This is a genomic window from Salinibacterium sp. NYA9b, assembly GCF_976973725.1.
The window spans coordinates 719,031-731,944 of record NZ_OZ333476.1 but is presented as its reverse complement, the minus strand read 5'-3'; the positions used below and the strand labels follow the sequence as shown (position 1 = coordinate 731,944).

The 12,914-nt window shown below is 62.9% G+C and carries 13 protein-coding genes; 2 read left to right on the top strand and 11 right to left on the bottom strand.

Annotation, left to right across the window (positions count from 1 at the left end):
* Positions 1–41: 41 nt before the first annotated feature.
* The 4 genes from ACWFSR_RS03495 to ACWFSR_RS03480 are packed head-to-tail and all read right to left on the bottom strand — an operon-like array spanning position 42 to position 4,109.
* A complete protein-coding gene (locus ACWFSR_RS03495; protein ID WP_197107449.1) occupies positions 42–1,130 on the bottom strand; it encodes an ABC transporter ATP-binding protein in 1,089 nt (362 codons plus the stop codon).
* Positions 1,127–2,023 carry an ABC transporter permease gene (locus ACWFSR_RS03490; protein ID WP_447523077.1) on the bottom strand — a complete coding sequence of 299 codons (897 nt, stop codon included), beginning with the start codon at positions 2,021–2,023 and terminating at the stop codon, positions 1,127–1,129. The genes ACWFSR_RS03495 and ACWFSR_RS03490 overlap by 4 nt, the downstream gene beginning before the upstream one ends.
* Positions 2,020–2,961 (bottom strand): ABC transporter permease, encoded by a 942-nt coding sequence (locus ACWFSR_RS03485; protein ID WP_447523076.1) that lies wholly within the window; start codon positions 2,959–2,961, stop codon positions 2,020–2,022. The genes ACWFSR_RS03490 and ACWFSR_RS03485 overlap by 4 nt, the downstream gene beginning before the upstream one ends.
* A gap of 35 nt (positions 2,962–2,996) precedes the next feature.
* The gene (locus tag ACWFSR_RS03480) at positions 2,997–4,109 is read right to left on the bottom strand and encodes an ABC transporter substrate-binding protein (protein ID WP_197107455.1); all 1,113 of its coding nucleotides are present in this window, start codon (positions 4,107–4,109) and stop codon (positions 2,997–2,999) included.
* Positions 4,110–4,314: 205 nt separating this feature from the next.
* On the opposite strand from ACWFSR_RS03480, the gene ACWFSR_RS03475 reads away from it, so the two are divergent.
* The gene (locus ACWFSR_RS03475) at positions 4,315–5,547 is read left to right on the top strand and encodes a winged helix-turn-helix domain-containing protein (protein WP_447523075.1); all 1,233 of its coding nucleotides are present in this window, start codon (positions 4,315–4,317) and stop codon (positions 5,545–5,547) included.
* Positions 5,548–5,598: 51 nt separating this feature from the next.
* Here the strand turns inward: ACWFSR_RS03475 and ACWFSR_RS03470 are convergent, their stop codons facing one another.
* From ACWFSR_RS03470 to ACWFSR_RS03445, 6 genes are all read right to left on the bottom strand, one after another.
* Positions 5,599–6,483, bottom strand: a complete 885-nt coding sequence (locus ACWFSR_RS03470) for a M48 family metallopeptidase (protein ID WP_447523074.1) — start codon at positions 6,481–6,483, stop codon at positions 5,599–5,601.
* Positions 6,484–6,521: 38 nt separating this feature from the next.
* Complete coding sequence (locus tag ACWFSR_RS03465) at positions 6,522–7,088, bottom strand: LemA family protein (protein ID WP_197107474.1); 567 nt, start codon at positions 7,086–7,088, stop codon at positions 6,522–6,524.
* Positions 7,089–7,180: 92 nt separating this feature from the next.
* Positions 7,181–8,323, bottom strand: a complete 1,143-nt coding sequence (locus ACWFSR_RS03460; RefSeq protein ID WP_197107476.1) for an FAD-dependent monooxygenase — start codon at positions 8,321–8,323, stop codon at positions 7,181–7,183.
* A gap of 62 nt (positions 8,324–8,385) precedes the next feature.
* Positions 8,386–9,735, bottom strand: coding sequence for a D-arabinono-1,4-lactone oxidase (locus ACWFSR_RS03455; protein ID WP_447523434.1), 1,350 nt, complete (start codon positions 9,733–9,735; stop codon positions 8,386–8,388).
* Between the two features lie 14 nt (positions 9,736–9,749).
* Positions 9,750–10,976, bottom strand: coding sequence for an amino acid deaminase/aldolase (locus ACWFSR_RS03450; protein WP_447523073.1), 1,227 nt, complete (start codon positions 10,974–10,976; stop codon positions 9,750–9,752).
* Positions 10,977–11,116: 140 nt separating this feature from the next.
* Complete coding sequence (locus ACWFSR_RS03445) at positions 11,117–11,857, bottom strand: hypothetical protein (protein ID WP_231600026.1); 741 nt, start codon at positions 11,855–11,857, stop codon at positions 11,117–11,119.
* Positions 11,858–11,912: 55 nt separating this feature from the next.
* On the opposite strand from ACWFSR_RS03445, the gene ACWFSR_RS03440 reads away from it, so the two are divergent.
* A complete protein-coding gene (locus ACWFSR_RS03440) occupies positions 11,913–12,215 on the top strand; it encodes a putative quinol monooxygenase (protein WP_197107480.1) in 303 nt (100 codons plus the stop codon).
* Here the strand turns inward: ACWFSR_RS03440 and ACWFSR_RS03435 are convergent.
* Entirely contained in the window at positions 12,212–12,898 is a 687-nt protein-coding gene (locus ACWFSR_RS03435; protein WP_197107482.1) for an aquaporin, read from the bottom strand. The genes ACWFSR_RS03440 and ACWFSR_RS03435 overlap by 4 nt on opposite strands.
* Positions 12,899–12,914 lie beyond the last annotated feature (16 nt).

The window sequence follows — 12,914 nt, the reverse complement described above, 5'->3', positions numbered from 1 at the left end:
AGTGCGCACTTGCTGCGCCCCAATTCGATCGCGTGTGGCCGCTACTTCTTCACCTTGGGAGGCAGTGCACTCACGGGTGCACCCTTGAGCCGCACCGTGACAGCCTCACCGGGCAGCGGATGCCGCTCCACCTCATGCTGGATGGCAACGACCGTGTCGTCGAAGAGTCGCACGCGCGTGCGGCGCAGGGAGCCCAAGAAGCTCGACGAGATGACCGTGCCGGCGATTCCGTCGGTGGAGAGGGCGATGTCTTCCGGGCGAACGAGCGCGATGACGGGGCCATCAGGCATGGGGTCGCCGAGAAGGTTGAGGCTGCAGCCGTGGAGGGTGACTTGGCCGTCAATCAGCTCGGCGGGCATCCGGTTGCTGAGACCAACAAAGTCGGCGACGAAGGCATTGGCTGGCGTCGCATAGAGCTCTTCTGGCGTGCCGATTTGTTCGATGCGACCGTCGCGCATGACGGCGACGCGGTCGGCGACGGCGAGCGCCTCTTCTTGGTCGTGGGTCACGAAGACGGTCGTGATGCCGAGTTCAGTTTGCAGGCGACGAATCTCTTCGCGCAGCTGCACCCGCACCTTGGCATCGAGGGCACTGAGCGGCTCATCGAGGAGCAGCACTCGGGGGCGCGTGACGAGGGCACGGGCGAGAGCAACACGTTGCTGTTGGCCACCCGAGAGCTGGTGGGCGAAGCGGTCTTGGTGCTTCGTGAGACCGACCATGTCCAAGGTCTCGAGGGCACGTTCGCGGCGACGAGCGGCGGTAACCTTGCGCATCTTGAGGCCAAACTCCACGTTCTCGAGCACCGTCATGTGTGGGAACAGCGAGTAGGCCTGAAAGACCATCCCGATGTCGCGCTTATTCGTGGGAGTGTCTGCGACATCCACGCCATCGATGAGGATGCGACCGCTGTCGATGCTCTCAAGCCCGGAGATACTGCGCAGCGCGGTGGTCTTGCCGCAGCCGGAGGGACCGAGCAGCGCTACGAGTTCGCCGGGGGCAACGTCGAGGTCGATGCTGTTGAGCGCGGTGTGGCCCGAGAAAGCCTTCACGACGGCACTGAGCTGAACGGTTGCTCCCGCAGTCGGCGTGTGGGTGGCGGTGGGGCCCGTCATAGTAAACGTGGCGGTCATGATTTTCTCCTAGAGGGCGTTGCTGATCCGAGGCGGCCGATGATCAGCAGCAAGACGAAAGCGAGGGCAAGGGCGGCGAGCGCAAAGATCACAGCAACCCAGGGGTCGGACTGCGAGACCTGAAGCAGCGCGGTTTGCAGGTTGCGACGATTGAGCAGGCTCGCAATGGTGAACTCACCAAGCACGACCGCAATCGAGATGAAGGATGCCGCGAGCACTCCCCGGCGCAGGTTCGGCAGCAGGATCGTCCACAGCACGGTCAGCCAGCCGGCACCGAGAGTGCTGGCCGCTTCGCTGAGGGTCTTCACGGGGATCGCATCGAGGTTGCCCTGAATGGCGCGATAGGCATACGGCAACACGGTGATGCCATAGGCGAAAGCGAGAGTCCAGGTGGAGCCGCCGAGCACTTGCACGACCACCGAGTACACCGGCGCGAGACCGACGACGAGCACGATGGCGGGCACCGTGATGGGGATGATGCAGATGAATTCGAGGGTGCGCTTGAGGCGCGGGAACTGCATGTGCACAAGCACCATCGTCGGCAGCAGCAACACGAGCACGATGGCGACGGTGACGGCGGCGAGCACGAGTGAGTTCTCGATCGCCTGATACAGACCGCGGTAGGTGCGGGCGCTGTCTTCGGTGAAGAGTCCCGTCCAGTGGCTTGTCGTGTAGTCGCCGGCGAGGCCGTTGCGGAAGGTGAACTCGATCATCGCGATCACGGGGATCAGGAAGATACCGCCGATGATGCCGAGGATGAGTCGGCGGGCAAGCGTGCTCGGCTCGGCTCCGATGCGCACGGCTTGGTTCGCGGTTTTCGGGCTCCGCTCTGCGGGCGCTGACGCGGGAGCGGGCTCCACCGGGCTCAGCGGCGCTGCCATGTCGGCGCTCACTTTTGCCACCGCGAGGTGCGAGCCTGCAGCACGGAGTACGCCCACATGACGACGACCATGACCACGATCATCCCGAGCGCAAGAGCGCCCGCCATATTTTCGCGGCCGAGAACGGTTTCGCTGACGAGCGCCGCACGGATCTGGAGGGGCACGATTTGCGAGCCCTGGCTGATGAGGGCGGCAGCCGTGGCGAATGACGAGAAGGCGTTGGCGAAGAGCAACAGTAGCGAGCCGAGGAACGCCGGGGCGAGCACGGGGGCGGCGATGTAGCGCCAGTAGGCGAAGCGGGTGCCGCCGAGCGTTGCACTGGCTTCGGCCCACTGCGGGCGCAGCGCGGTGAGGGCGGGCAGGAAGGTGATCACTATGAGGGGAACCTGAAAGTAGACGTAGGGAAGGATGAGGCCGGGCACCTGATAGAGCCACACGCCATCCGCAAAAATATCGACGCCGAAGGTGTCACGCAGAATGACCGTGACGAGCCCTTGCACGCCGATCGTCGCGATGAACGCGAAGGCGAGCATCACGCCACCGAACTGGGCGAGCACGCTGGCCGCCGACTCGATGATCGTACGCAGTAGGCCACCAACCTTGGTGCCGAGCATCGCGTAGCAAATGAGGGCACCCACAACGGCACCGATCACGGCGGTGACACCCGAGAGCCAGAACGAGCTACCAAAGGTGGCGAGGATGGTCGGGGTAAACAGTCCCGTGATGTTGTCGAACGTCAGCGAACCGTCGTCGGAGAAGAAGCCCGTGACCACCGCAAGGATGGTGGGAAGGGCAAGGAAGATGAGAACGTAGGCCGCAAACGGCGTTAGCCCCGCATAAGCGAGGCGACGACGCCGATTCGACGGCTTGACCAGGGCCACCCGAGGATGGTGCCGAGCGGTGAGCTCGACACCATCCTGTTCGGGCGCTGGCGCGGTGGCTAGCGACACGATGTATTAGCTAAAGGTGCGTGAGGGAATCAGCGTTAGCCGATTGCCGCAGCCCACTTCTCAGCCAGGATCGTTGCGTTTTCTTCAGCCTGCTCGGGGGTCGGGGTGACAAGTTCACCCTCGAGGGCACCGAGCGCGTCGAGTGCTGCGGTGTCAACGGTTCCGGCATCCTGCAGAGCCTGAATCGTGACCGGGTAAGCGCCACCGACGATGAAGAGGTTCTGCGCTTCGGGGCTGTAGAGGAATTCTTGCCAGAGACGCGCAGCAGCCGGGTGCGGGGCATCCTTGCTGACGGCCTGGTTGTAGAAGCTCGTGTACACAGCGCCGGGAAGAGTCGTGACCTTCCAGCCGTCAACCGTTGCTGCGGCAGCGAGGTTGTTGTAGCTCCAGTCGAAGGCAACCTTGGTCTCGCCGGCAGCAATGGTTGCTCCCGTGACGTTGACCGGGATGAAGTTGCCGGCGTCGTTGAGCTCTTCGAAGAACTCGATGCCGGGCGTGAAGTCATCGAGGGTTCCACCACTGTGAACCGTGGCGAGTCCGACAGCAGCGAAAGCCGCTCCGGCCTGCGTGGGGTCACCGTTCAGCGCAACAGCGCCACGGTAGTCAGCCTTGAGCAGGTCATCGAGACTCGTGGGCTCGGGAACCGAGTTGGAGTCATAACCGATCGACATGCTGCCGGTGTAGTCGTTGACCCAGAGGCCGGTTGCTTCCTTGTTGCCCTCAGGAATTTCATCCCAGTTGGCAACCATGTAGGGAGCGAAGTAGTCAAGGCTGTCGAGCGTGACAGCGGTACCGAGGTCGAAGACGTCAGGAGCGGTGTCCTGGCCCTTGAGGTTGTCAGCAGCGGCGATTTCTTCGGCGCTAGAAACGTCGGGGTCAGCCGAGTTGACGATGATGTCGTACTTCTCTTCGAAGAGAGCCTTGATCTCGCCATAGTTTGCCCAGTTGTCAGGCAACGCAATGACATTGAGTTCGCCCTCAGCCTGCGCGGCTGCGATAAGAGCGTCCATTCCACCGAAGTCTTCAACGGTGGTGGCAGTCGATGCGTCAACATCGCCAGCAGCTGCCTCAGTGGTGCTGCAACCACTGAGTGAAATCGCCGAAGCTGCAACGAGTGCAACAGCGGCGAGGGTGCGCTTAGTGAACAAGACTTCCTCCAACGACCGTCGCAGCCGCCCGCGCTGTAAACGGGCAGAGGGTACCGAAACGATCCGGAGTTGACGGTACGCAGCCTGATGCGGCGTTCGCTTTCATCTTGGTAAACGAACGATGAACGATACAAACACAATTACTCGGTGGAGCTGTTCGGCGCCCTAGCGAGTGGATGTCGCCGCCGCTCGGTAGAGTCGAGCCGTGGTTGATTCCCTCTCTGCAGCGCAAGCACGCCGAGTGCTGCTCGCCGCCCAAGGCTTTGGGCGCGGCACCGCGACTGCGGCCAACCCCGCGGGAACGCGACAGCTCAACCTACTTTTTGACCGCATCCGGCTGCTGCAACTCGACTCGGTCAACGTGTTCGAGCGCAGTCACTACCAGCCGGTGTTCGCTCGCCTCGGCCACTACGACAAGGCCGCTCTTGATGCGCTGACGTTCCGCACGCCAACCGCGCGCATGCCCGGCCGGTACGTCGAATACTGGGCGCACGAAGCCGCGCTCATTCCGCTCGAATCGTGGCCGTTGTGGCGCTGGAAGATGGAGTCGCTGCGCGAACGCGATGCCGTGCGCTACGAATGGGTGCGTGACAACCAGCCCATGCTGCAGTGGCTGCGCGAAGAACTCGCCACCACCGGCCCCGTTACCGCCCGCGAGATCGAACACGAGGCCAACCGCCGCACCGGACCCTGGTGGGGGTGGTCTGACGTCAAGCAAGGACTCGAAATGCTGTTCCGCTGGGGCGAAGTCGTCAGCGCCGGCCGCACCCGCTTCGAACGCACCTACGCGCTGACCGAGCACCTGATTCCGGCCGAGCTGCGCGAGCGTGAGGTGTCCCGCTCCGACGCGCACCGCGCCCTGATTGCTGAGTCAGCACGGGCGCTGGGTATCGGCACGGCATCCGACCTCGCCGACTACTTTCGCCTCAAAGGCGCTGACGTTCGCCCGGCTATTGCCGAACTAGCGGATGCCGGCGAGCTCGTTCCCGTGACCGTGCGCGGCTGGGATCAGCCCGCCTGGCTGCACCGGGAGGCGCGAATCCCCCGCCGCATCGACCACGTCGCCCTGCTCTCGCCCTTCGACCCCGTGGTCTGGGATCGCAAACGCGCCGAACGCATGTTTGGGTTCCACTACCGCATCGAGATTTACACGCCCGAGCCGCAACGCCAGTTCGGCTACTACTCACTGCCTGTGCTCGTGGATGACGCCCTCGTCGGCCGCATCGACCTCAAGACCGACCGCCAAGCGGGTGTGCTTCGCGTGCAATCCGCGTGGCACGAAGACGGAATCGACGCCCTGCCCGGAGGCACCGGAGCCCTCGCCGAACGCATCGTGCCCAGCCTGCGCGAGATCGCGCACTGGCAAGGCATGGGCGAGATTGCCGTGACCGGCCGCGGCACCCTCTCCCCCGCCATCGAGGCAGAGTTGCAGCGCTAGCCAGCACCAGCTGAACGCCGCGACTGCGGCAGCCAGAATCAGCTCCGTCGGCTAGAAGCCTCCGCCGATCTTGCCAAGACGCGCAACACGGTCAGCGAGCGGCGGATGCGTGCTGAAGAGACGATCCATGATGCCCGGCTTCGTCGGATCCGAAATCCACATGTGGGCCATCGTCGAGTTTTGCTTCTGCATCGGACGGCTGTAATCCGACAGCTTCTGCAAAGCGCTAGCCAGAGCATCCGGGTGACGCGTCGTCAACGCACCAGTGGCATCCGCAAGATATTCACGCTGACGCGAAATCGACGCCTGCACTGCCGCCGCGACAAGCGGCGAAATGAGGAGAGCAGCCAGTCCAACGATAATCATCACGGGGTTCGAGTTGTTGTTATTGCCGCGACCGCCAAACAGAGTGAAGCGCAACGCAATGTCCGAAATAAAACCGACAGCAACGACGAGACCGAACACGATCATCGATACCCGGATGTCATAGTTCTGCACGTGACCCATCTCATGGGCCATCACACCCTCGAGCTCCGAATCGTCAAGCAGATCTAGGAGCCCCGTTGTCGCAGCAACAGCAGCATGTTCCGGGTCACGCCCGGTAGCGAAAGCGTTCGGCGCCGGATCGTTGACGATGTACACCTTGGGCATCGGCGTGCCTGTCGTGATCGACAGGTTCTCGACAATGCGGTACAACCGCGGATTGTCGGATTTTTGAATCTCGACAGCGCCGCTCATTGCCAACGCCTGCTTCGACGCCGCGTAGTACTGAATCAGCGTGAACGCACCGGCACCAATGATCGTGCCGATCGTGATTGTCATCGGGTCGCCCCCCATCAGGAAGCTCAGCGCAAAGCCGAGAAACCCAATGAGGATAACGAACAGGATGATGATCAGAACGGTGTTGCGCTTGTTTTTCGCTATGGCGCGATACATCTAGAACATCCTGGTCACGCGGTTAGAAAGACGAAGACTTAGAACTGCACGCGCGGCGGCTCAGCGATGGATGCGGCATCCGCAACCTCGAAGAACTCACGCTCGTGGAAACCAAGATTGCGCGCGAACAACGTGTTCGGGAAGATCTTGATCTTGGTGTTGAGCTCGCGCACACCACCGTTGTAGAAACGACGGCTGGCCTGAATCTTGTCTTCAGTGTCAACAAGTTCGCCCTGAAGCTGAAGGTAGTTCTGGCTGGCCTGCAGCTGCGGGTACGCCTCAGCGACAGCAAAGATGCTCTTGAGGGCAGACTGCATGTGGTTCTCGGCAGCAGCCGCATCGACGGGACCCTGAGCGTTCAACGACTCGGCGCGGGCCTTCGTGACGGCCTCAAAGACGCCCTTCTCGTGCGCGGCATAGCCCTTGACCGTCTCGATGAGGTTCGGCAGCAGGTCAGCACGACGCTTGAGTTGCACCGTGATATCGCTCCACGCCTCATCAACGCGCACGTTGAGCGTGACCAGCGAGTTATACGTCGACCACAGGTAGATGCCGACGATGACTGCGAGCAGGACGATTACGCCGATTACGATCAGGAATTCCATGCCTCAACTATAGAACGTGCTCCTGTGCCTCCACCGAGAAACTGGGCCACTTGCGACCCCCAATAAAGGGCGGACACACCGCTCTACTCCGGCTATGTGAACGTCTTAGTTCCCGTGATCGTGGAGGTGACGAACTTGCCAATCACCGGCGCTGTCAGCAGGGCGAGGCCCGCGCGGCGCTTCCAGAGCTGGAACAGGGTGTGCGGCAGAAAACCGTTCGCTGCCCGACGGCCAGCGGCCTGCTTATCGGCGACCAGCGGCATCCATTCTTCTTCGTATTCGGCGAAGGTGGCGCTGAGTTCTCGATCGCTCGAAATCTTTTCGGCCAAGAGCAATCCACCAGCGATCGCCAACGACGCTCCCTGCCCGGCAAGCAACGAAACCGCTTGGCACGCATCGCCCGCGAAGACAACGCGGCCACGACTCCACACGGGCAGTTCGATCTGGGCAACCTGGTCGTAGTAAATCTTGTCGGGCTCCGGGCACTTCTCGAGCGCCTCAGCAACGTCATCGCCCATGCCCGCGTAGGCAGAGCGAATGGCCGCACGCGTATCGGCAGGAAGCACCGTGTCGTTCACGCGGTGGGCAGCGAAAAGCGCCACCTTGCCATCGCGCAATCCATACAAACCGACCATGCGATCCAGCTCATCTGTTGAGATCAGAGCGTCGCCGAGCTTGGCGTGAAGGCGTGGAGAGTCGAACGTATAAGCGCAGGTGTGCATCCCCAGCTGGCGATCGAACGCCGCCGAATCACCAAAGAGATCATGCCGAACAGCCGAATGGATGCCATCCGCTGCCACCACAATGTCTCCCGAAATGCGCGACCCATCGGCGAGCACCGTGGTGACGTAATCGGTGCGGTCTTCGACCGATACAACGGCGCTGCCGAGCCGCAGTTCAACGCTCTCGGGGAGCACGTCGAAAAGGGTTTGTTCGAGGTCTTGGCGCATCAGGCTCATCAACTTGCCGCCCTCGTTGGCCGCCACAAGCTCATAATCAATTGCTTGACTGCGGCCGTTGGGGCGCACAAAACGGGCCTCGCTAATCGGGTATCGCAGCTCGCGCAAACGATCCAGAATGCCCATCTTCTCGGCGGCGTCATAGCCGGGCCCAAAGAAGTCGATCATGTAGCCCTGCGTGCGGCGCTCGGGAGCAGCCTCCAGAAGCACAACCTCCCACCCGCGTTCAGCCAGCTGACCGGCGACCGTGAGTCCAGCGATTCCTGCTCCACACACAATGGCTTTGATAATCGCGCCCTTTCTCGTACTGCTCGACTCGTGCATTAAAGCTTGAGCCGCTATCGCCCCAACACTTGGCGCAGATAGTCGTTCGCAAACACGCGACCAGGATCAAGCCGATCGCGAATGCTCAAGAACTCATTGAAACCCGGATACGCCGCCGCGAGCGATTCGGCTTGCCGGTTATGCAATTTTCCCCAGTGAGGTCGCCCATCGTGGGCCATCATGATCGCCTCCACCTCCCGAAAATACTCGGCCGGGTCTTCGCGCCAATACCGGTGCACCGCGACATAGCCGGTGGCCCGCCCCGACGCGGTCGACAGCAGCAATGAGTCCGCAGCAGCCGAACGCACCTCGATCGGGAATGAAACTTTCCACCCTCGATCGGCGATCAGCTTCTGGATGGCGCGCACGGCATCCGGAACAGCCTCGATGGGGAGGGCATATTCCATTTCGCGAAAGCGTACGGTGCGATCGGTGACGAAGACGGTGCTCGAGACGTCGGTGAACTCGCGATTGCCCGAGAGCTTCACGGCGAGACGATTGATGGGCGGGATGATCGCTGGCACGGTTTTACCCGCCGCGCAGATCGCGCGGAAAACGCCGTTGGCCATGAACTCGTCATCGACCCAGCGGGAGAACTTCGTGAGCGGATGCCGCGGCGCATCACCCGGTAAGCGTGTGTTGCTCTTGGTGAGAGCCGTCTCGGTGTGCGGCCAGACGTAGAACTCAAAGTGGTCAGTTTCGGCACTGCGTTGCAGCCACTCAGCGAGGACGGTGGCAGCGGGTTCAGGGCGCTCCACTGCGTGCAGCAAAAAGGTCGGCACGCATTCGATCGTGACATCGACGAGGATGCCGAGGGCGCCAAGGCCGAGGGCCGCGGCCGGGAGCAGTTTTGGGTTTTCGGTCGCGTTGATGCGCAGCACTTCGCCGGCGGCGGTCACGAGCGTGACGCCGCGCACGGAAGTGGCGATGCCGCCGAACTGGGCACCGGTGCCGTGAGTGCCGGTGGAGATCGCGCCGGCAATCGTCTGGCGATCGATGTCGCCCATGTTGGCGAGGGCGAGCCCGAGTGGTTCGAGCAGCGCCGGGAGCTCGAAGAGGTGTGTGCCGGCACCGAGCGTGACGTGCGTTCCTTCGACCGCCAGCACCCCGGCGAGTGCACCGACGTCGAGATGCACGCCATCGGTTGCCGCAATCGAGGTGAAGCTGTGGCCGGCACCCCAGGCCTTGACAGTCACGCCGTTCTCGCGCGCGAAGTGCACCGCCGCGATGACCTCGTCGACGCTCTCCGGGCGAGCCGCGAACTCGGGACGCGAACGCTCAGAACGGCCCCAATTGCGCCACACGGAACCGGGACTCAGGGATGCCGGAGTCGGGCTCGACGCGCGGCGCTCGGCTGGCGGCATCCACTCGGGAGTCGTCACAGGAAGGCTTTGCCTTCGCCGCGGTAGGTCGGAACGGTATCGACGATGCGACCGTCAGCGACGACCGCGAACTCGTTGAGGTGCTCAGACAGCTCGCCCGCTTTCGTGTGGCGGAACCAGACGCGGTCTCCGATCTGGAGGTGCTCCGCTGCGGGGCCCGTGAGCGGTGACTGCACTTCGCCGGCACCCTCGCGCGGCACATACTTGAGCCCTTTCGGCCAGGTGGGCTGGGGCATCCGGTCGACGCCCGCTTCACCCGAGGCGATCCAGCCGCCACCGTGCACTGTCGCAATATCGAGGGAGTATTTGCGGTCGACCGCGAGCGCGAACGCGGCGGCCGGCGCCGGGGTGAAGTGGCTGTAGTTGTCGAAAAGGTGCGGGCCGAAGAGTCCGCTGCCCGCCGCAATCTCAGTGACCGCGGTGTCTTCGGCAGTGGACTCAAGCGAGCCGGTTCCCCCACCGTTCACGAACTCGAGTTCGGCAATCTCGCTGATCGAGGCGACAATCTCGCCCCGACGTTCGCGCAGTTCCTTGGCGGATGCCGTCTGCATGACATCGAGCAGGCGGCCATAAGCGGCCTTGTGCGGCGGGCGATTGCCCACTCCCGCGATCTGCGCTTCGTACGCCATCACTCCGACCAGCGTGAATCCGGCACGATCGACGACCGTGCTCGCGAGCGTGCGCGCTTGCGCCGCCGAGCGCACGGGAGAGCGGTGCGCACCGACGTGACCGAGCAGGGGCGACTGGAACGAGGCATCCACATCAATGCAGACGCGGATCGTTTCGCGGTGCTGAGGAGACACCACTGAGTCAACAAAATCGAGGTGCTCAACCGAGTCGATCATGAGCGTGACGCGTTCGGCGAGCGCCGGGCTCGTGCCGAGGGCTGCAATTGCCGCACGATCCACCGCGGGGTAGCCGACCACCACATCGTCAATGGTCTCGGCCAGCCAGAGAGCCTCGGTGAGCGTGTAGGCGAGAACGCCCCGGAACTCGTCGAGCTCGAGCACGGCATCCATCACCGCACGAACTCGAATCGACTTGCTCGCCACCCGAATCGGCACCCCGGAAGCCCGGCGAACCATATCGGCAGCATTGTGTGACAGCGCCTCGAGCGACAGCACCCCATACGGAGCGTCGAGGGAGTGCGTGGCATCCGCGAGGCTCTGCCAATAGCTCTCGGGGCTGTGCCAGAGCGGTGCGGGGGTGCTGAGCAGCTTCACGGGTTCCTTCGGGCAGGGCGTGGGCGGTCCTGCGCTGATGCAACCTGCTGCGGCACCAGCGCCTTAGTTGCTCAACTTTCCCAGAACCCTGCGCGCAGCACAATTGCCGCGAACCACTGCGGCGAGCATCCGGTGCGAAGTTACGACCCCAATTGGCCGACGGCGTGGGCGATCACAAGGGCGAGCATGATGAAGGCACCCAGCGACTGCACCAGCAACAACAGCTTCACGCGCGGCGAGAGCGGCATCGCGGCACCGGGGCTGAACGCCATCGATCCGATGGCCGATTCGTAGAGATAGTCGGTGAAGGATGGCGTCCAGCCGATGGCGGCGGATGATCGGCCTTTTACCTCATCAATCGCATCATGGTCTTCGTCCTGGGCGAAGCGAAAGTCGGCGAGCGGAAGCGCAGATCGATCACTCGTGTGACGCGTGACCGGACCACCGCGATCCAACTCCCAATAGACAAGCGCAAACGCAATCATGTTGGTGAGCCAGACCTGCGTGGCGGCCAAGAGCATCGAGGGGCCATCCTTCGCCCCGGTAGTGACGAGCACAATCACCACAAAGACGAGCGCGGCCACGTTGGCGATGGCGAGCAACAGCGCGAGACCCACCGACAGAGTGCGTGACCATGAGGTTTGCTTCACCAGCCGCACCGGATTGAGGGCGATCACGGGAATCAGCATGACCAGGCCAAGCGCTACGACCACAATGCGCACGGGGACCGGCATGATCACGGTCGGCAAGAAGGCATAGCTGGCCAATACCACCAGCACACCGGCAGCGGCCGGCCACCGATGCTCACCGCGAGCATGGCGTTTGATGAGTTTGTCTTGCTGGGCGTCGACGTCAGTTTCGTCGCGAGATTTCTTGGGCACGGCTCATTATCACTCCGCCCTTGACGAATTGGCTGAGGTGATTTTAGGTAAGAGGATGACTTTCGCAAACGTAGGCACCATCGGAGTGCAGCCCGGCCACCGCGACGAAGTTGTGGCCATCCTCACGCGCCGCAGCACAGACCTCGATAGCGCCGGATGCCTCAGCTACGAGGTGGGCGTCAGCGACGAGTATCCCGACACCGTGTTCGTTTCGGAGCTCTGGGAATCGGCCGAAGCCCACCAACTTTCGCTGCAACTCGCGAGCGTGCAGGCAGCGATCAAGGAAGCACTTCCGCTACTGAGCGGTGAAATGGGCGGCCACCGTTTCGAAGTAGTCGGGTCACCGCTGCGCAGCTAAGCGATACGTCGTTCCGGGAAGACCCAGCGCACCAGCCCGAAGCCGATCGCCGCACCGATGAGCTGAGCCGCGATGAAACCGGGAGCCGAGCCTGGGGCGATTCCTGCGAACGTGTCGCTGAACATCCGGCCGATGGTGATGGCGGGGTTCGCAAAGCTCGTGGAGCTCGTGAAGAAATAGGCGCCGCCGATGTAGACGCCAACAGCGATAGGCGCCAGGTTCGCGCGACCGGTGCGCACGAGGGCGAAGATCACCATGATGAGTCCGGCGGTTGCCACGACCTCGCTCAAGAAATGCCCCGGTGTGAGTCGCACGGTCGTGCTGATGGTCACGGCGGCCTGCCCGAACATGAGGTTCGCGAGAATCGCGCCGACGATGCATCCGACAATCTGGGTCGGAATGTAGAGGGCGGTGTCACGCCACGAGCGCAGCCCGCTGAGCGAATCGACGATCGACACGACCGGATTGAAGTGGGCGCCGCTGACGGTCATGAAGACCAGAATGAGCACGCCAAGACCGAAGGCGGTTGCGAGGGCGTTCTCGAGAAGCTGCAGGCCGACATCGTTGGGGGAAAGCTGTTGGGCGGCAATTCCGGAGCCGATAACGACGGCGGCAAGGCCGGCGCTTCCGAGGAATTCGGCGGTGAGGCGTCGGGCCACGGCAAAGGAATGGGTCGCAGTCATTCCGCGATCATACCCA

Excerpts from the sequence above, each read along its gene's own strand:
- ACWFSR_RS03495 (WP_197107449.1), bottom strand. The coding sequence starts at position 1,130 with ATGACCGCCACGTTTACTATGACGGGCCCCACCGCCACCCACACGCCG.
- ACWFSR_RS03470 (WP_447523074.1), bottom strand. The coding sequence starts at position 6,483 with ATGTATCGCGCCATAGCGAAAAACAAGCGCAACACCGTTCTGATCATC.
- ACWFSR_RS03465 (WP_197107474.1), bottom strand. The coding sequence starts at position 7,088 with ATGGAATTCCTGATCGTAATCGGCGTAATCGTCCTGCTCGCAGTCATC.
- ACWFSR_RS03455 (WP_447523434.1), bottom strand. The coding sequence starts at position 9,735 with ATGCCGCCAGCCGAGCGCCGCGCGTCGAGCCCGACTCCGGCATCCCTG.
- ACWFSR_RS03440 (WP_197107480.1), top strand. The coding sequence starts at position 11,913 with ATGACTTTCGCAAACGTAGGCACCATCGGAGTGCAGCCCGGCCACCGC.
- ACWFSR_RS03435 (WP_197107482.1), bottom strand. The coding sequence starts at position 12,898 with ATGACTGCGACCCATTCCTTTGCCGTGGCCCGACGCCTCACCGCCGAA.